This is a genomic window from Serratia sp. CoH_134_PS_4 (genome assembly GCF_058190535.1).
Genome location: NZ_JBXWKI010000004.1, coordinates 217,324 through 234,190, shown reverse-complemented (window position 1 = coordinate 234,190; position 16,867 = coordinate 217,324). Strand labels below are relative to the sequence as shown.

Sequence of the window (16,867 nt, the reverse complement as noted above, 5' to 3'; positions counted from 1 at the left end):
GAATTGTCCTGGATCAAGCCGATGCCGGGAATGTGGTAAACCACAATATTGGCGATCGGTTGCCGTTTTTACACTCCGTTGTATCAATTCCCCGGCGAATACTTATTGGGAGAAATCAATGGACAGTGGGAAACGGCAATTTTTACAACGACTCGGTGCGCTGACAGCCGGTGCCGCACTGGTGCCATTGGCACAGTCAGGGTGGCAGTTGCAGCCAGCTCGGCGGGAAGGTGACGGTAAAAGACGCATGGCGATGTTGATTGACCTGCGCCGCTGCATCGGTTGCCAGGCCTGTACAGTCAGTTGCGCAGTAGAAAACCGGCTGCCGCAGGGACAATTCCGCACCAGTGTACTGCAATACCAGGTCACTCTTGAAGGACAGGACTCGACCACCAACGTGCTGTTACCGCGGTTGTGCAACCATTGTGATAATCCGCCTTGCGTGCCGGTGTGTCCGGTACAGGCCACTTTCCAGCGTCAGGATGGCATTGTGGTGATCGATAACACCCGTTGCGTCGGCTGTGCCTATTGCGTACAGGCTTGCCCTTATGAGGCACGGTTTATCAATCATGAAACCCAGACTGCCGATAAATGTACTTTCTGCGTGCATCGGCTGGATGCCGGCCTGCTGCCTGCGTGCGTCGAGTCTTGCGTTGGTGGTGCGCGAATGATCGGTGATCTCAACGATCGCCAAGGTGCACTAAGGCGTGCTCTGGATGAGCATCAGGTGCAGCTTAAGGTACTGAAACCTGAACAGGGAACCCATCCTCAGGTGTTCTATCTGGGGCTTGATGAGGCATTTGTCAGTCACGTTCGGGGACAGCCGGCGCTGTGGCAGGAGGTGCACGCATGATTCGCGAAATTATGGCCCGCCCGCAGGAGATCGCCTGGTTACCTTGGGCGGTACAGTATTTTTTCTTTATTGGCCTGGCATGCGGCTGCATCATTATTGCCGTTTGGCTGCGTTGGCGCGATCCAAATAAGACGTCACGTCTGGAATTGGCTGCCGTGTCGTTGGCAGTGGTAAGCGGTACCGTTGCGCCCTTGGCCTTGAGTGCCGATTTGCATCAACCCGCGCGCATCTGGCATTTCTACGCGTACTTCGCCCCCTGGTCGTGGATGTCACTCGGCTCGCTGTTTTTACCGCTGTTTACCCTGTTAGTGGTCAGCTATTTCGTCTTGCTGCTGCGTAATCAGTTAAGGCCAAAAACCTTGCCGCTTTGGGCACGTTGGCTGATGGTCCGACCGGCATGGCGTGAGGAAGCGTGGCTGCGCTGGGTGGCATTGGCGACCTTGGTGTCGGCGGCCAGTATCTTGCTCTATACCGGGCGTGAGGTTTCCGTTCTTCGGTCGCAGCCGCTGTGGTTCAGCCTTTGGCTGCCTTGGTTACTGCTGCTTACCGCCATGCAGGCCGTTTCGCCGCTGCTGGCCTACTGGCTACGTCAGGAACCTCAATGGCAGCCACGCCTGGCGCGTTATCAGGCCGTCACGCTTGTGCTGTTGTGTCTTTCTTGTCTTGGTTGGTGGGTGGATGGCAGCACCTCTTCTTCTGCGTTACACACGTTGGCGGCTCAGGGCATTGCCTGGTGGGTGGCCGGTATCGCCTTTATCGCGATGACGTTATTGCTGTTGATGTTGGCATGGCGAATGTTCGACCAGCGGCTAAGTGTTCATGGGCTGTTGATGCAGTGCATTGCGGCGCTGTTGCTTTGCTGGGGTACGCGTTGGATGTTGCTGATGCAAACCCAAACGTTACCCAAATTCAATGCAGTGGCTAATCCCTATGTGTTGCCGCTGGGCAGTGAAGGGCTGTTGGCGATTCTGGGCACCCTGGGTTTGTGGATTGCGTTAATCATTGGAATTCGTGAATTGCAGCATCAGCTGATGGAGAAAAGACACTATGGCTAAGTCAACGCGGCGTCAGTGGTTGAAAGGCGGTCTCGCTCTGGGTGGATTGACGCTGTTTGGTGCCAGCTACAGCGAGATGGTGCAAAAAGTCTTTACCGGCCTGCGCGACGGCAGCAGCGGTAAATTGACGCTGGACAGAATCAGTGCCAACGCGCTACCGACAGAGGGGACCCGGCATCCTGATGGCTGGCAGGCCAACCCGCAGCAAGCGGTGTCCATGACGCAATGTTTTGGTTGCTGGACGTTGTGTGGCTTACGGGTCCGGGTGGATCGCGAAAGCCAGCAAATATTACGCGTGGCGGGTAACCCGTATCATCCGTTGTCTCATGATCACCACTTTCCTTATTCGCTGCCGGTGAGTGATGCGCTCAACCGCCTGGGGGGCGATGCGGGTCTTGAACAGCGCTCGACGGCCTGTGCACGTGGGGCGACGTTGTTGGAAGGGCTGACCAGCCCTTATCGCGTCCTGGAGCCGATGAAGCGGGTAGGGTCACGTGGCAGTGGCCAATGGCAACGGATCAGCTTTGAACAGTTGATCCATGAGGTGGTGGAGGGCGGTGACCTTTTTGGCGAGGGGCCAGTTGAGGGATTACGGGCGATCCGCGATCTTGAAACTCCGCTTGATCCGGAACAACCTTCACTGGGGCCAAAGGTCAATCAGCTGCTGGTCACTAATGCCGGTGATGAAGGCCGAGATGCTTTTATCAAGCGTTTTGCACAGAATGCGTTTGGGACGCGCAACTTCGGCCATCATGGGGCTTATTGCGGGTTGGCTTACCGCGCGGGATCCGGGGCCTTAATGGGGGATCTGGAAACGAATGCGCACGTCAAACCCGATTGGGATCATTTACGTTTTGGGCTATTTCTCGGTACGTCCCCTGCGCAGTCGGGCAACCCGTTCAAGCGACAGGGGCGGCAGTTAGCCAATGCTCGCATGCGTGATGAATTCCGCTACGTGGTAGTGGCGCCGGCGCTGCCACTGACCACCACGTTGGCCAATGATCACAACCGTTGGGTGCCGGTGTTGCCGGGTACGGACTCTGCATTAGCGATGGGCATGATCCGTTGGATTATTGAGCAAGAACGCTATAACGCCGACTACCTGGCATTACCTGGCGAGGTGGCGATGCAGGCCGCCGGCGAAAAGAGTTGGACCAACGCCACGCATTTGGTTGTGACCGATGAGGATCACCCGTTGTGCGGGCAGTTTTTACGTCAGGTGCATTTGGACGGAGGGGCAACCGGGGAAGCCGAAAGCCCGTCTTTGGTCTGGGATACGCAGCGGGCTAAGCCAGTGCCGGCGAATGAGGCTTTACAGGGGCCGTTGCGGGTGGAGCAACAGTTACGTCTCGCCGACGGTTCACAGGTTCAGGTACGCTCGAGTTTTCTTTGCCTGCAACAGGCCGCTGAACGCTTCACGTTGGCCGAATACGGCACCCGGTGTGGTGTCAGCGCCGAGACCATTGCCGCGTTGGCCAAAGAGTTCACCTCTTACCAGCGGCAGGCAGCGGTGATTGCCCACGGCGGTATGATGAGCGGCAACGGTTTTTATAACAGCTGGGCGGTGATGATGCTCAATGCGCTGATCGGTAACCTGAACCTTAAGGGCGGCGTCTCGGTCGGCGGCGGTAAGTTCAAGGAGTTTGCCGATGGGCCGCGTTATGACTTAAAAACTTTCCCGGGCATGGTGAAGCCAAAAGGGTTGGTATTGTCGCGCAGCAAACAGGCGTATGAACAATCAGACGAGTATCGCCGTAAGGTTGAGCAAGGCGATAAACCGTACCCGGCCCGTGGGCCTTGGTACCCCTTTGTTGCGGGGCAGTTCACTGAGCAGCTTGCTCCGGCGCTGATGGGGTATCCTTACCCGTTAAAGGCCTGGATCAGCCATATGGGCAACCCGCTCTACGGTGTTGCCGGCCTGCGCGAAGTGGTCGAAAGCCGACTTAAAGATCCTCGGCAACTGCCGCTGTTTATTGCAGTGGACGCCTTTATTAACGAAACCAGCGCATTGGCAGATTATATCGTGCCGGACACTCACAACTTCGAAAGCTGGGGATTTACGGCGCCCTGGTCCGGCGTGATGGTGCGATCGAGCACTGCGCGTTGGCCTGTCGTCCCGTCACGCACCCTGAGCACCGCAGAGGGGCAGCCGGTGGCACTGGAAAGCTTCGTCATTGCGTTGTCGAAGGCGATGGCGCTGCCGGGGTTTGGTGATGCCGCTTTGCAGGATACGCAAGGCAATGCTTTTGGGTTGCACACTGCCGAGGATTATTACCTGCGCGCAGCGGCCAACGTGGCTTTTGCCGGGGAGCCATTGCCTGAGGCGACAGAAAGCGAGCTACGGTTGACCGGTGTTGATCGCCTGCAACCGGCACTAGACAGGGTGCTGAAAGCGGATGAGCGGCTGCGGGTGGGTTATATGTTGGCTCGGGGTGGACGTTTCGCGCCGTATGAGCAAGCCTGGCGAGGCAATGAAACTGGCCCGCAATGGAAGAAGGGGCTTAATATCTGGAATGAAGAGGTGGCACGTCACCGCCATGCGATGACAGGAGAGCGTTACAGTGGGTGTCCGACGTATTACCCACCGCGTTTTGCCGACGGTTCAGACGTGGGGAAACACTATCCATCGGACGAGTGGCCGTTCCGTTTGATGTCGTTTAAGTCACATCTGATGAGCAGTTCAACAGCGCCCATTGATCGCTTGCGTGCGGTGAAGCCCGTCAATCTGGTGGCGCTTAATCCGGTCGACGCTGAGCGCTATGCATTGCAGCATGGCGATCGGGTTCGGTTGCAGACCCCGGGCGGCAGCGTTGAGGCGCAAGTCAGCTTACTCGATGGCGTGATGCCAGGCGTTATTGCTATCGAGCACGGCTATGGCCATCGCGAGATGGGGGCCCGTGCACACCTGCTGGATGGGCAGCCGATGGCGGCAGATCCACGCATTGCCGCCGGCATCAATCTGAATGATCTTGGGTTGCCGGATCCGACCAGAGAGATCGGTAATAGCTGGCTTGATTGGGTCAGCGGTGCGGCGGTTCGTCAGGGATTACCGGCAAGGCTGCAACGCTTGGCGTAACCTGAGGGCCCAACCATCGGAGGTTGGGCCTTTTTGCTGTTAGTTTTGCGCTGGCGCGGCTTTAACGGGCTCTACGCTATGCAGCCGTACAAAACCCAGTTGTTCAGGTGTCAGGCCGCTGAAACGCAGCTCAAAAGTATGTTCAGTTTTAGGCAGCAGTGAATCTGCACTGGCAATAGGTTGCGAGAGGGAATCTGCCGCCAGGGGTTTACCGGTGACAGGATCCAACTGGCCCCACTCCACTAATGCGTTGAACGCGGGCAGGGATGCCTGTGAAAGCGTTCGGACGTGCAATAAGGCTTGGGTGCCGTTAGCTTCGGCTTTCACGTGGCTCAGTGACACGCTCAGCTCGCCGAGGCTGCTCTGCAAGCGTGCGGCATTATTGGCCGCCGGCAGCAGATAAACACCGCTGGTGGAGTTTTTGTTCAGCTGATTTTGCTGTTCCAGTGCCGTAGCCTGGGTAGTCAGAGTGGTTAACTGTTGATTCAGCGCAACCACCTGATTGTGCAATTTCGGCACCTCGCGAGTTTGTGCACAGCCTGCCAGCAGGGCCAGGGTGCTCAGCAGGATAATCTTGGGGTAATGGGTTGTCATAGCGGGGATTTCCTATTCAACATCTCCTTTTATCAGCTTAGCCCGCCTGGCAGGGAAAGTCATGCCAGTCCGTTTTTGTCCTGTTGTTCCGCAGGTGGGCTCGCAACAAATGGCCGACGGCCTTTGTTGTGGCCGCACTTCGGGGTAAACTGCTCTTAACTATGAAAACGTTTATCAGGACGTGTTATGCATTGCCCTTTCTGCGCCGCTGTTGATACCAAAGTCATTGATTCCCGTTTGGTGGGTGATGGTTCGCAGGTGCGCCGTCGTCGCCAGTGTTTGGTTTGTAATGAACGTTTCACCACCTTTGAAGTGGCTGAACTGGTGATGCCACGGGTGATAAAAAGCGACGATGTGCGCGAGCCATTTAACGAAGACAAGCTGCGTCGCGGCATGCTGAAGGCGTTGGAAAAACGCCCGGTCAGTTCTGACGACGTGGAAAACGCGATTAACCACATTAAATCCCAATTGCGTGCCACCGGCGAGCGTGAAGTGCCAACCAAATTGGTCGGTAACCTGGTGATGGATGCGTTGAAGAAGTTGGATAAAGTCGCCTATATCCGCTTTGCCTCTGTGTATCGCAGCTTTGAAGATATTCGCGAGTTCGGCGAAGAGATCGCCCGTCTACAGGATTAAGGGACCCCTCATGCATAACGATGAATTCTACATGGCACGCGCTTTCGAATTGGCGCGGCTGGGGCGTTTCACTACCGCACCGAACCCGAATGTCGGCTGTGTTATTGTGCGCGATGGCGAAATCGTCGGTGAAGGGTACCACCTGCGAGCCGGTGAGCCCCATGCGGAAGTGCATGCGCTGCGCATGGCGGGCGAAAAAGCACGTGGTGCTACTGCCTATGTCACGCTGGAACCTTGCAGCCACCATGGTCGTACACCGCCTTGCGCCGATGCACTGGTTGCCGCCGGGGTCGCTCGTGTCGTGGCCGCCATGCAAGACCCGAATCCGGAAGTGGCGGGGCGGGGTCTGTACAAATTACAGCAGGCGGGGCTGGATGTGCGTCATGGTTTGATGTTGGCTGAAGCCGAAGCGGTGAATTTGGGCTTTCTCAAGCGGATGCGTACCGGTTTCCCGTATGTACAATTGAAACTTGGCGCCTCTCTCGATGGCCGTACGGCGATGGCGTCCGGTGAAAGCCAATGGATCACCTCGCCCGAGGCGCGCCAGGACGTACAGCGGTTGCGAGCGCAAAGCGCGGCGATTCTCAGTACCAGTGCCACTGTACTGGCTGACGATCCATCACTGACGGTGCGTTGGGATGAGTTGGATGCTGAAACTCAACGCATTTATCCACGTGAAAACCTGCGGCAGCCATTGCGCATTATCCTCGACAGCCAAAATCGTGTCACCCCGCAGCACCGGGTGGTGCAACAGCCGGGGGCAACCTGGCTGGCGCGTTTGCAGCCGGATGACCACGTTTGGCCGCAGGATGTCGAACAACTGACCTTCCCGGCCCATGGCGCCGGGATTGATCTGGTCGTGATGATGATGCAATTGGCCAAACGACAAGTGAATTCCATCTGGGTCGAGGCTGGCGCGCACTTGGCAGGGGCTTTACTGCAGGCCGGGTTGGTGGATGAGCTCATTTTGTACATCGCGCCAAAATTGTTGGGCGATAATGGCCACGGTTTGTGCCACCTACCGGGCCTGGAACATTTGGCTGATGCGCCGGAGTTTGTCTTCAGCGAAGTGCGGCACGTCGGGCCCGATTTGCGGCTGCGATTGAAAGCAAAATACTGATTTTAATGTCTGTGTGTCGGGGGGATGGGTCTTTTACAACACCGACAGCACGGTCTGGTGCCCGTCAATAATTGGTGTTACATCAAGGCAGCAAGCGCGCGTATCCCGGTGAGCTTACACAAGTAAGCCACTCGAGTCGGCGGGCGTCGCCAACACAGATGCAGCTTCAAGTATGACGGGTATAAAGAATATGATAGAATCCGCCCCCCTGCGGGGTACTGAACCCATTTTTAAGGAAAGCCCATGAAAGTTATCGAAGGTGTTGTTGCTACTCCAAATGCCCGTGTGGCGATTGCAATTGCACGTTTTAACAATTTCATCAACGACAGCCTGCTGCAAGGTGCCATCGACGCACTCAAGCGCATTGGTCAGGTTGCTGACGACAACATAACCGTTGTCTGGGTCCCGGGCGCTTACGAGTTGCCACTGACTGCACGCGTGCTGGCTAACACCGGCAAATATGATGCAGTGATCGCACTGGGCACCGTTATCCGTGGGGGCACCGCGCACTTTGAATATGTCGCGGGCGAAGCCAGCTCTGGCCTGGGCAGCGTTTCTATGAACACTGAAATCCCGGTTGCCTTTGGCGTGCTGACAACCGAAAGCATCGAACAGGCTATCGAACGTGCTGGCACCAAAGCAGGCAACAAGGGCGCTGAAGCGGCTCTGACCGCACTTGAAATGATTAATGTTATCAAAGCTATTAAAGCCTGAATTTAGTTAAGGGGAATTCCGTGAAACCTGCTGCTCGTCGCCGCGCTCGTGAGTGCGCTGTTCAAGCGCTTTACTCTTGGCAGTTGTCTAAAAATGACATTGCCGATGTTGAACACCAGTTCCTGTCGGAGCAAGATGTCAAAGATGTAGACATCGCCTATTTTCGGGAGCTGCTGTCCGGCGTGGCGGTGAATGCAGGTCTGCTGGATAGCCTGATGGCACCTGTCCTGTCGCGCCAGCTCGAAGAGCTGGGCCAGGTCGAAAGAGCCGTTCTGCGCATTGCGCTGTTTGAGCTGAAAATGCGTGAAGATGTCCCTTACAAAGTGGCCATCAACGAAGCGATCGAGCTGGCGAAAACCTTCGGCGCTGAGGACAGCCACAAGTTTGTGAATGGTGTGCTGGATAAAGTAGCACCCAGCATCCGCAAGAAAAAATAAAGCATTAAGGCCGGTATCCCCGGCCTTAATTTTATCTATACACAAAATAATTGGGGTTGGATCAAGGCGGTAAAAGCGTGAGTTCCCCGGAGCTTACTTAAGTAAGTGACTGGGATGAGCGCTTGCAGCCAACACAGATGCAGCTTCAAGTATGAAGAGTATATTGGAATATGACCATGGCATGCGGCGAATTTGACCTCATTGCCCGCTATTTTGACCGGTTTAAGAGTCTGCGCCGGGACGTACAGTTGGGCATTGGAGATGACTGCGCACTTCTGACAGTGGCAGAAAAACAGCTTTTGGCCGTCAGTACCGACACGCTGGTTTCGGGCGTTCACTTCCTGTCGGATATCGATCCGGCCGATCTCGGCTACAAAGCACTGGCCGTCAATCTGAGCGATTTGGCCGCTATGGGCGCCGATCCCGCTTGGCTTTCACTGGCATTAACCCTGCCGGACGTGAATGAGCCTTGGCTAAAGGCGTTTAGTGACAGCCTGTTCGAACAACTTAATTATTACGGCATGCAGTTGATTGGCGGCGATACCACACGCGGCCCATTAAGCATGACGTTAACCATTCACGGGCTTATCCCTGCCGGCCGTGCGTTGACCCGCAGCGGTGCGCGCATTGGTGACTGGATCTACACCACCGGAACGCTGGGTGACAGCGCCGCCGGCCTGGCTGTTCTGCAGGATCGTCTGCAGGTGGCGGACGTTGACGCACGTAATTACCTGGTTGGCCGTCACCTGCGGCCGCAACCGCGGGTATTGCAGGGGCAGGCACTGCGCGATCTGGCCAGTTCGGCGATTGATATCTCGGACGGTTTGATTTCGGATCTGAAACACGTGCTTAGCGCTTCCGAGTGCGGTGCGCGGATCAACCTTGATGAGCTGCCGTTGTCACAGGCGTTAAGCAGCAATGTGGACGTTGAGCAAGCATTGCGCTGGGCGTTGACCGGTGGTGAAGATTACGAATTGTGCTTCACCGTGCCGGAGATCAATCGTGGCGCTTTGGAAGTGGCGCTGAGCCATCTGGGTGCGGATTACACCTGCATTGGTCAAATTGGCCCGCTCTCCGAAGGTATTAAGTTCTATCGCAACGATGAAGCAGTGGAATTGCCGTGGCATGGCTTCGACCATTTCAGCGAAGGGCAGGCGTAACATGGATGACGCTAAACGCCGCTTGCGGATGAGTAATCCTTGGCACCTGCTGGCAACCGGCTTCGGCAGCGGCTTGTCACCGGTAATGCCTGGGACGATGGGATCACTGGCTGCGATTCCTTTTTGGCTGCTGCTGATCCAACTGCCTTGGCAACTGTATTCACTCTTAGTGATGTTCAGTATCTGCATCGGTGTTTATCTGTGCCATCAGACGGCCAAAGACATGAAGGTGCACGATCATGGCAGTATCGTCTGGGACGAGTTTGTCGGGATGTGGATCACGCTGATGGCGCTGCCGGTCAATGATTGGCAGTGGGTAGCGGCAGGCTTCGTGATTTTCCGCATTCTTGATATCTGGAAGCCGTGGCCGATTCGTTGGTTTGATCGCAACGTTCATGGTGGTATGGGCATCATGGTTGACGACATCGTCGCTGGGGTATTTTCCGCCGGTATTATCTACCTGATTGGTCACCACTGGCCGGTTGGGTTGTTCTGATAACAAGGGCGCAGTGCAATACTGCGCCCTTGAGCACCACTCACCCGACTATTCAAATCCTGGCACGCAACGCGGCACACAGGGCGTTCCCCCCTCGGCATTTCTTCCTGCGTTAGCACATATAGCGGATTTTCAGACGGCAGAAATGCAAACGCCCCCGCAAAGCGGAGGCGCCTGTCAGTGTGGCGTGAGGATTACTGCGCCAGCCAGACCTCGATTTGCCGCTGGATGCCTGCAGCGTCCAGGCCAAGTTCAACACGGACTTCTTCCTGACTGCCCTGGGAGATAAAACTGTCCGGCAGGCCGATATTCAGCACAGGTACGACTCGGCGCTTGGCCATCAGCAACTCGTTCACACCGCTGCCAGCACCGCCCATAATGGCATTTTCTTCCAGCGTAATCAGTGCGTCGTGGCTGGTTGCCAGCGCCAGTATCAGCTGTTCGTCAAGTGGCTTCACGAAGCGCATGTCCACCAACGTAGCGTTCATGGTTTCCGCTACCTGTGCCGCTTCCGGCAACAGTGTACCGAAGTTCAGGATCGCCAGCTTTTCACCTTCACGGCGGACCACGCCTTTGCCTATCGGTAGCGCGCTGAGCGGTTCCAGTGGCGCGCCGGTGCCGTTGCCGCGTGGATAGCGTACGGCGCTTGGGCCTTCATTGTAGTGATAACCGGTGTACAGCATCTGACGGCACTCGTTCTCATCGCTTGGTGTCATGATCACGATGGTTGGGATACAACGCATGAATGACAGATCGAATGCACCTTGGTGAGTTTGGCCGTCGGCGCCGACAATGCCGCCGCGATCGATAGCAAACATTACCGGCAATTTTTGAATGGCAACGTCGTGGATCAATTGATCGTAAGCACGTTGCAGGAAGGTGGAATAAATGGCCACCACCGGCTTGTAACCGCCAATCGCCAGGCCAGCGGCGAAGGTCACCGCATGCTGCTCGGCGATAGCCACATCAAAATATTGCTGTGGATAGTCACGGGAGAATTGCACCATGCCTGAGCCTTCACGCATTGCGGGAGTGATGGCCATCAGCGAGCTGTCTTTGGCGGCAGTTTCGCATAGCCAATCACCAAAGACTTTTGAATAGGTTGGCAGGCCCCCCGCGCTTTTTGGCAGAGTTCCGCTGGCTGGATCGAATTTGGGTACCGCATGGAAGCTGATCGGGTCTTTTTCCGCAGGGGCGTAACCACGGCCTTTTTTGGTCATGATATGCAGCAACTGCGGGCCTTTCAGGTCACGCATGTTTTTCAGCGTGGCAACCAGGCCCTGGACATCGTGACCGTCTACCGGGCCGATGTAGTTAAAGCCCAGCTCTTCGAACAGCGTGCCTGGCACGACCATGCCTTTCAGGTGTTCTTCGGTGCGTTTGACCAATTCTTTGATTGGCGGCAGGCCAGACAGTACTTTTTTTCCGCCTTCGCGCAGGGTGGAGTAGAGCTTGCCGGACAGCAGTTGGGCCAGGTGATTATTCAACGCACCGACGTTCTCCGAGATCGACATTTCGTTGTCGTTCAGAACCACCAGCATGTCTGGATTAATGTCGCCGGCGTGGTTCATGGCTTCAAACGCCATACCTGCGGTGATTGCGCCATCGCCGATCACGCAGACAGTGCGGCGATTTTTGCCTTCACGTTCCGCTGCCACAGCCATGCCGAGCCCGGCGCTGATCGAGGTGGAAGAGTGGCCAACTGACAGCACATCGTATTCGCTTTCCGCACGCCACGGGAAAGGATGCAGGCCATTTTTCTGGCGAATAGTGGCGATTTTGTCACGGCGACCGGTCAGAATCTTATGTGGGTAGGCTTGATGGCCCACGTCCCATACCAGGTGATCGAACGGGGTTTGGTACACATAGTGCAACGCCACCGTCAGTTCGACGGTACCCAGCCCAGACGCAAAGTGGCCGCTGGAGCGACTGACGCTGTCCAGGAGGTATTGCCGAAGTTCGTCACACAGTTTCGGCAGGCTCTCTTTCGGCAACGAGCGGAGTTCATCGGGATTTTCCGCTAGCGCCAAGGTCGGGTATTTGGCTATATCAAGACTCATTCGATACTCATATCAGAGGATGTTACCCTTCATCTTTCAAGGTGCAGCGGTATTGGCCGCCTTCTCTCACCCCAGTCACTGGGATTGCCCAGTTCCGGGGGATTCGCTCAGTTGCCGCCTGGCTGCAACTTGAAGTCAATTGGGTATTACGTCACACGTTAATTGTCGCGTTCAATAATGAAGCTGGCTAACGCTCGCAATGGCGCTGTGTTATAAGATTGTGCTGCCAAAGTATCTAATGCAGCTAAAGCTTCCTGATAGAGATCCCACGCTTTTGCTTTCGCGCTGTCAAGCCCGAGCAAAGCTGGATAGGTGCTCTTTCCATGTTGCTGGTCTGCGCCTTGGCGTTTGCCAATTTTTTCGGTTTCGCCGACCACATCTAAAATATCATCCTGCACCTGGAACGCCAGGCCAATTGCAGCTGCGTAACGGTCGAGCTGTGGCAGCGCGGCACGACCAGGTTCTCCGGCGGCCAAGGCCCCGAGACGGACTGCGGCGCGGATTAATGCGCCGGTCTTGTGGCGATGGATCTGCTCCAATGCTTCCAGACCAACCTGCTGATCTTCGGCTTCGAGATCCAGCGACTGACCACCACACATTCCCGCAACGCCGCTGGCGATTGCCAATTCAGACACCATCGCTAACCGATCGCGCAACGCCACATCGGGCATGTCGGCATCGGCCAGAATGGAAAAGGCCAGCGTTTGCAGGGCATCGCCGGCTAAAATTGCGTTGGCCTCACCAAATTTGATGTGGCAAGTCGGCTGACCACGACGCAGGTCGTCGTCGTCCATGGCCGGCAGATCGTCATGGATCAGTGAGTAGGCGTGAATACATTCTACCGCAGCTGCGGGCGCATCCAAATTATTCAGTGATACGCCAAACATCTGCCCAGTGGTGTACACCAGGAACGGACGCAGGCGTTTGCCGCCCAGCAGCGCGCCGTGGCGCATTGCCGCCACCATATTGCCATTGTTGAACGGCAAGGGTGCGATAAAATCCAGCAGCGTGCGGTCGGCCCGCTGGCGCAACGCCTGCAGCTGGTCAGAAAAAGCGGTTTGTTGGACGGTCTCGGACATGGTGATTACTCGGCATCCGGTGTAAAAGGTGCCAGCGCAGTATCATCGGCACTGTCGTTAAGCAGAATTTGTACGCGTTGTTCCGCCTGCTGAAGCTTCTGCTGGCCCTGACGCGCGAGCTGTACGCCACGCTCGAACTCATTGAGCGCGTCTTCCAACGGCAATTCACCCGATTCCAGACGCGTTACGATGTTTTCAAGCTCGCTGAGTGAGCTTTCAAAGCTGATGCTTTGCTCTGTACTGTCTGATTGTGCAGGTTTTTTCGGCATAGTTTTCTTTTTACATCATCATGTGAACAGTAGCGCCAGAGCCTATCCTAGCGGATTTTGATTAGCAAATCATGGCGCGCATGTGTGGTTTTGTGCACCGAGCCCCACCAGATGATGGTATACTCTGCGCCGCAAATGCGATTGATAAAACATTCGGTAGCCCCGAGGGCTTTATCAATCGCATATACATTGTAAATCCTTTTCCCACGTAATTCTGACAATAAAGACCGCCATGAAGTTTATCATTAAATTGTTCCCGGAAATCACCATCAAGAGCCAATCTGTGCGCTTGCGCTTTATCAAGATCCTCTCGACCAGTATCCGCAACGTCCTGAAGCAGTATGATGAAACACTGGCGGTTGTCCGTCACTGGGATCATATCGAAGTTCGCGCCAAAGATGAAAACCAGCGTCCGGTTATTGCTGACGCACTGACGCGCATTCCCGGTATACACCATATTTTGGAAGTGGAAGACCGCGACTATACCGACATCCACCATATTTTCGAGCAGACGCTGGAAGCCTATCGCGAGCAATTGGAAGGTAAAACCTTCTGTGTGCGGGTTAAACGCCGTGGCAAACAGGACTTTAATTCTCAGGACGTGGAGCGTTACGTCGGCGGCGGTCTGAACCAGCATATCGAAAGCGCGCGCGTTAAGTTGTCGCACCCGCAGGTGACGGTCAACCTGGAGATTGAAGACGACAAGCTGATGTTGGTGAAAGCCCGCCGTGAAGGCATCGGCGGTTACCCGGTGGGGACACAGGAAGACGTACTGTCGCTGATTTCTGGTGGTTTCGACTCAGGCGTTTCCAGCTATATGCTAATGCGTCGTGGTTGCCGCGTGCATTATTGCTTCTTCAATCTGGGTGGCGCTGCGCATGAAATTGGCGTGCGCCAGGTGGCTCACTATCTGTGGAACCGCTTTGCCAGTTCGCACAAGGTGCGGTTTATCGCTATCGACTTTGAACCCGTGGTTGGCGAGATCCTGGAAAAGGTTGAAGACGGCCAGATGGGCGTGGTGCTCAAGCGCATGATGGTACGTGCTGCTTCGCAGATTGCTGAACGTTATGGCGTGCAGGCACTGGTGACCGGTGAGGCCTTGGGCCAGGTGTCCAGCCAGACGCTGACGAACCTGCGCTTGATCGACAATGCGTCCGATACGCTGATCCTGCGTCCGCTGATCTCCCACGATAAAGAGCACATCATTAAAGTAGCGCGTGAGATTGGCACCGAGGATTTCGCCAAGACCATGCCGGAATACTGCGGTGTGATCTCGAAAAGCCCGACGGTAAAAGCAATCAAAGCGAAGATCGAAGAAGAAGAAGCTAACTTTGATTTCAGCATTCTCGATCGTGTGGTGAGCGAAGCCAAGAACGTGGATATTCGTACTATCGCCGAGCAAACGCAGGAACAGGTTACCGAAGTGGAAACCGTGGCGGCGTTTGGCACTGACGAGGTGATTCTGGATATTCGTTCCAACGACGAACAGGAAGATAAACCGCTGAAGCTGGATCAGGTAGAGGTAAAATCCCTGCCGTTCTACAAGCTCAGTACCCAGTTTGGCGATTTGGACCAGAGCAAAACCTACCTGCTGTACTGTGAGCGTGGCGTGATGAGCCGCCTGCAGGCGCTGTACTTGCTGGAGCAGGGGTATAGTAACGTCAAAGTCTATCGTCCTTAAATCCACTTCATACTTGAAGCTGCACCTGTGTTGGCTGCATGCGCTCACCCCGGTCACTTACTCAAGTAAGCTCTCGGGGATTCCCGCACTGGCCGCCGGGTTGCAGCTCCAATTATTTTGTGGATTATATATTTTAACCTCAGAACTGATGCTTGCTAATCGCGGAAGTCGTACATCCCCGGTATCAGCACTAATTGCGCCGCGATTTCCGCCGCTTTCGCTTTACCCAACAGCAAATCAATCAGCTTCAGCGCAAACTCCATAGACGTTCCCGGCCCTTGGCTGGTGAGCAGGTTAACGCGTGCATCAAAGACCACACGGCGCTCCATCCATTTGTCCGCAGGGATCTGTTCTTTCAATCCTGGGAACCCGGTCATATTCCCGATGGGAAACAGGTCGTGGTGCTGTAACACCAGTGCAGGTGCTGCACAGATAGCCGCGACGATATTGCCTTGCAGATGCATTTGACGCACTTTCTCCACCAGCAGCGGGCTGTCACGGAAACATTCGGCACCTTTCAAGCCGCCGGGCAGCACGATGGCATCAAAAGGCTCGTCCACAATCGATACCAAGGGCGCATCCGCCAACAGCTTAACGCCGCGCGAACAGACAATGGTCAGGTCGCCATCACTGGCCACACTGGCCGTAGTGACGTTAACGCCCGCTCGTACCAGCAGATCGATGGTAGTGACGGCTTCGGTTTCTTCGCTACCAGGTGCCAGGCAGACCAGCGCCGATACGCTCATATTCATTTTCCTTTCGCTTAATCAATTCAAACAGCCGCGCATTTTCTGGCAGGGTGATGCCGTGGCTACGTGCGCGGCGCAGGAGGTAGCCGGTAATGTAGTCGATCTCCGTGTGCCGTTGGGTACGGATGTCTTGCAGCATCGAAGAGATATTGTCTGCGGTACTCTGGATCACGGCCATGACGTACTGCAGCAACCCTTCACAAGAGGTGTGGTAGCCCTCCATTTCCATCACACTGGAGACCTCGCGGCAGATAACTTCAATTTGCTCTGGATAGCGCTGAAGATCACCATTACGGCAGTTATACAGCGCCGTCAGCGGATTGATTACGCAGTTGACGGCCAACTTACGCCAATTCGCAGAGGCAATATTATTGTGCCAGGCGACATCAGGCAGGGCTTGATGCAGCACCTCTGCCAGATGGCTGAGGGGTATTGCCGACGGGGAGGTTGGGCCAATATGCGTGGTGCCACCCGCGACGTGGATAATCGTGCTGCCGTCATGGCGTGCTGCATGGGTTGTGGTTCCCTGCAATATCGGCTGGTTGTTTGCCGGGAGTTCATCCTGAGTACCCATGCCGTTATGCAGTAACAGGATGGCGCAGCGCGGGTTCAACTTCGGCAACAGCGCACTGACTGCGCCGGATACCTGCCAGGCTTTCAGGGTGACCAGCAGCAGTTCACTCTGCGCCAAATGTTCGGGATCGTTGGTGGGCAAATTACGGTTGAACGAGGGGCCATTAGGCTCAATCACGTTCACTGCGCAGAAGGGTTGTGGCACTCGCAACCATCCCTGTACGTCATGGCCCTGCTGATAAAGTCGAGAGAGCCACAGCTGTCCGAGCGCACCGCAACCAAGAATAGTTATTTTCATCCAGACTCCTTGGGGTA

The 16,867-nt window shown here is 55.6% G+C and carries 16 protein-coding genes; 10 read left to right on the top strand and 6 right to left on the bottom strand.

Annotated elements, in window-relative coordinates; translation table 11 throughout:
- Positions 1-118 precede the first annotated feature (118 nt).
- From ttrB to ttrA, 3 genes are read left to right on the top strand one after another with little or no spacing between them, the layout of a single operon-like run.
- Complete coding sequence (ttrB, locus tag AC2FCQ_RS09445; protein WP_490308093.1) at positions 119-853, top strand: tetrathionate reductase subunit TtrB; 735 nt, start codon at positions 119-121, stop codon at positions 851-853.
- Positions 850-1,908 carry a tetrathionate reductase subunit TtrC gene (gene ttrC / locus AC2FCQ_RS09440; RefSeq protein ID WP_209636570.1) on the top strand — a complete coding sequence of 353 codons (1,059 nt, stop codon included), beginning with the start codon at positions 850-852 and terminating at the stop codon, positions 1,906-1,908. The genes ttrB and ttrC overlap by 4 nt, the downstream gene beginning before the upstream one ends.
- Positions 1,901-4,984 (top strand): tetrathionate reductase subunit TtrA, encoded by a 3,084-nt coding sequence (gene ttrA / locus AC2FCQ_RS09435; RefSeq protein ID WP_490308092.1) that lies wholly within the window; start codon positions 1,901-1,903, stop codon positions 4,982-4,984. Before ttrC ends, ttrA begins: the two co-directional genes overlap by 8 nt.
- Before the next feature lie 39 nt (positions 4,985-5,023).
- Here the strand turns inward: ttrA and AC2FCQ_RS09430 are convergent, their stop codons facing one another.
- The gene (locus AC2FCQ_RS09430) at positions 5,024-5,578 is read right to left on the bottom strand and encodes a SadB/YajI family lipoprotein (protein ID WP_490308090.1); all 555 of its coding nucleotides are present in this window, start codon (positions 5,576-5,578) and stop codon (positions 5,024-5,026) included.
- A 186-nt stretch (positions 5,579-5,764) separates the two neighbouring features.
- Between AC2FCQ_RS09430 and nrdR the strand changes: the two genes are divergently transcribed.
- From nrdR to pgpA, 6 genes are all read left to right on the top strand, one after another.
- On the top strand, positions 5,765-6,214 hold the full coding sequence (gene nrdR / locus AC2FCQ_RS09425; RefSeq protein ID WP_037424287.1) for a transcriptional regulator NrdR: 450 nt from the start codon (positions 5,765-5,767) through the stop codon (positions 6,212-6,214).
- Between the two features lie 10 nt (positions 6,215-6,224).
- Positions 6,225-7,334 (top strand): bifunctional diaminohydroxyphosphoribosylaminopyrimidine deaminase/5-amino-6-(5-phosphoribosylamino)uracil reductase RibD, encoded by a 1,110-nt coding sequence (gene ribD, locus AC2FCQ_RS09420; RefSeq protein WP_209636564.1) that lies wholly within the window; start codon positions 6,225-6,227, stop codon positions 7,332-7,334.
- Between the two features lie 243 nt (positions 7,335-7,577).
- Positions 7,578-8,048 carry a 6,7-dimethyl-8-ribityllumazine synthase gene (ribH, locus tag AC2FCQ_RS09415; RefSeq protein WP_037424293.1) on the top strand — a complete coding sequence of 157 codons (471 nt, stop codon included), beginning with the start codon at positions 7,578-7,580 and terminating at the stop codon, positions 8,046-8,048.
- A 20-nt stretch (positions 8,049-8,068) separates the two neighbouring features.
- Entirely contained in the window at positions 8,069-8,485 is a 417-nt protein-coding gene (gene nusB / locus AC2FCQ_RS09410; RefSeq protein WP_061806788.1) for a transcription antitermination factor NusB, read from the top strand.
- Between the two features lie 176 nt (positions 8,486-8,661).
- Positions 8,662-9,645 (top strand): thiamine-phosphate kinase, encoded by a 984-nt coding sequence (thiL, locus tag AC2FCQ_RS09405; protein WP_209636562.1) that lies wholly within the window; start codon positions 8,662-8,664, stop codon positions 9,643-9,645.
- Positions 9,611-10,141 carry a phosphatidylglycerophosphatase A gene (pgpA, locus tag AC2FCQ_RS09400; protein ID WP_209636560.1) on the top strand — a complete coding sequence of 177 codons (531 nt, stop codon included), beginning with the start codon at positions 9,611-9,613 and terminating at the stop codon, positions 10,139-10,141. Before thiL ends, pgpA begins: the two co-directional genes overlap by 35 nt.
- Before the next feature lie 194 nt (positions 10,142-10,335).
- Here pgpA and dxs read toward each other — a convergent pair whose 3' ends face one another.
- From dxs to xseB, 3 genes are all read right to left on the bottom strand, one after another.
- Positions 10,336-12,201, bottom strand: a complete 1,866-nt coding sequence (gene dxs, locus AC2FCQ_RS09395; RefSeq protein ID WP_265554605.1) for a 1-deoxy-D-xylulose-5-phosphate synthase — start codon at positions 12,199-12,201, stop codon at positions 10,336-10,338.
- A 158-nt stretch (positions 12,202-12,359) separates the two neighbouring features.
- On the bottom strand, positions 12,360-13,280 hold the full coding sequence (gene ispA, locus AC2FCQ_RS09390) for a (2E,6E)-farnesyl diphosphate synthase (RefSeq protein ID WP_490308089.1): 921 nt from the start codon (positions 13,278-13,280) through the stop codon (positions 12,360-12,362).
- 5 nt (positions 13,281-13,285) lie between these two features.
- A complete protein-coding gene (xseB, locus tag AC2FCQ_RS09385) occupies positions 13,286-13,549 on the bottom strand; it encodes an exodeoxyribonuclease VII small subunit (protein WP_209636557.1) in 264 nt (87 codons plus the stop codon).
- Positions 13,550-13,781: 232 nt separating this feature from the next.
- Here xseB and thiI point away from each other — a divergent pair, with 232 nt between their 5' ends.
- A complete protein-coding gene (gene thiI, locus AC2FCQ_RS09380) occupies positions 13,782-15,230 on the top strand; it encodes a tRNA uracil 4-sulfurtransferase ThiI (protein ID WP_209636554.1) in 1,449 nt (482 codons plus the stop codon).
- A gap of 155 nt (positions 15,231-15,385) precedes the next feature.
- On the opposite strand, the gene yajL is transcribed toward thiI, so the two are convergent.
- Positions 15,386-15,976 (bottom strand): protein deglycase YajL, encoded by a 591-nt coding sequence (yajL, locus tag AC2FCQ_RS09375; protein ID WP_265554600.1) that lies wholly within the window; start codon positions 15,974-15,976, stop codon positions 15,386-15,388.
- Positions 15,939-16,850: a 2-dehydropantoate 2-reductase gene (gene panE, locus AC2FCQ_RS09370; protein ID WP_209636549.1), complete on the bottom strand. Its 912-nt coding sequence runs from the start codon at positions 16,848-16,850 to the stop codon at positions 15,939-15,941. The genes yajL and panE overlap by 38 nt, the downstream gene beginning before the upstream one ends.
- Positions 16,851-16,867: the final 17 nt, after the last annotated feature.

What these genes read in the sequence shown, in the direction of transcription:
- ispA (WP_490308089.1), bottom strand. Translation starts at nt 13,280, where the DNA reads ATGTCCGAGACCGTCCAACAAACCGCTTTTTCTGACCAGCTGCAGGCG.
- panE (WP_209636549.1), bottom strand. Translation starts at nt 16,850, where the DNA reads ATGAAAATAACTATTCTTGGTTGCGGTGCGCTCGGACAGCTGTGGCTC.
- dxs (WP_265554605.1), bottom strand. Translation starts at nt 12,201, where the DNA reads ATGAGTCTTGATATAGCCAAATACCCGACCTTGGCGCTAGCGGAAAAT.
- ttrC (WP_209636570.1), top strand. Translation starts at nt 850, where the DNA reads ATGATTCGCGAAATTATGGCCCGCCCGCAGGAGATCGCCTGGTTACCT.
- xseB (WP_209636557.1), bottom strand. Translation starts at nt 13,549, where the DNA reads ATGCCGAAAAAACCTGCACAATCAGACAGTACAGAGCAAAGCATCAGC.
- ribH (WP_037424293.1), top strand. Translation starts at nt 7,578, where the DNA reads ATGAAAGTTATCGAAGGTGTTGTTGCTACTCCAAATGCCCGTGTGGCG.
- ribD (WP_209636564.1), top strand. Translation starts at nt 6,225, where the DNA reads ATGCATAACGATGAATTCTACATGGCACGCGCTTTCGAATTGGCGCGG.
- ttrB (WP_490308093.1), top strand. Translation starts at nt 119, where the DNA reads ATGGACAGTGGGAAACGGCAATTTTTACAACGACTCGGTGCGCTGACA.
- thiI (WP_209636554.1), top strand. Translation starts at nt 13,782, where the DNA reads ATGAAGTTTATCATTAAATTGTTCCCGGAAATCACCATCAAGAGCCAA.
- nrdR (WP_037424287.1), top strand. Translation starts at nt 5,765, where the DNA reads ATGCATTGCCCTTTCTGCGCCGCTGTTGATACCAAAGTCATTGATTCC.
- thiL (WP_209636562.1), top strand. Translation starts at nt 8,662, where the DNA reads ATGGCATGCGGCGAATTTGACCTCATTGCCCGCTATTTTGACCGGTTT.
- pgpA (WP_209636560.1), top strand. Translation starts at nt 9,611, where the DNA reads ATGGCTTCGACCATTTCAGCGAAGGGCAGGCGTAACATGGATGACGCT.
- yajL (WP_265554600.1), bottom strand. Translation starts at nt 15,976, where the DNA reads ATGAGCGTATCGGCGCTGGTCTGCCTGGCACCTGGTAGCGAAGAAACC.
- ttrA (WP_490308092.1), top strand. Translation starts at nt 1,901, where the DNA reads ATGGCTAAGTCAACGCGGCGTCAGTGGTTGAAAGGCGGTCTCGCTCTG.
- AC2FCQ_RS09430 (WP_490308090.1), bottom strand. Translation starts at nt 5,578, where the DNA reads ATGACAACCCATTACCCCAAGATTATCCTGCTGAGCACCCTGGCCCTG.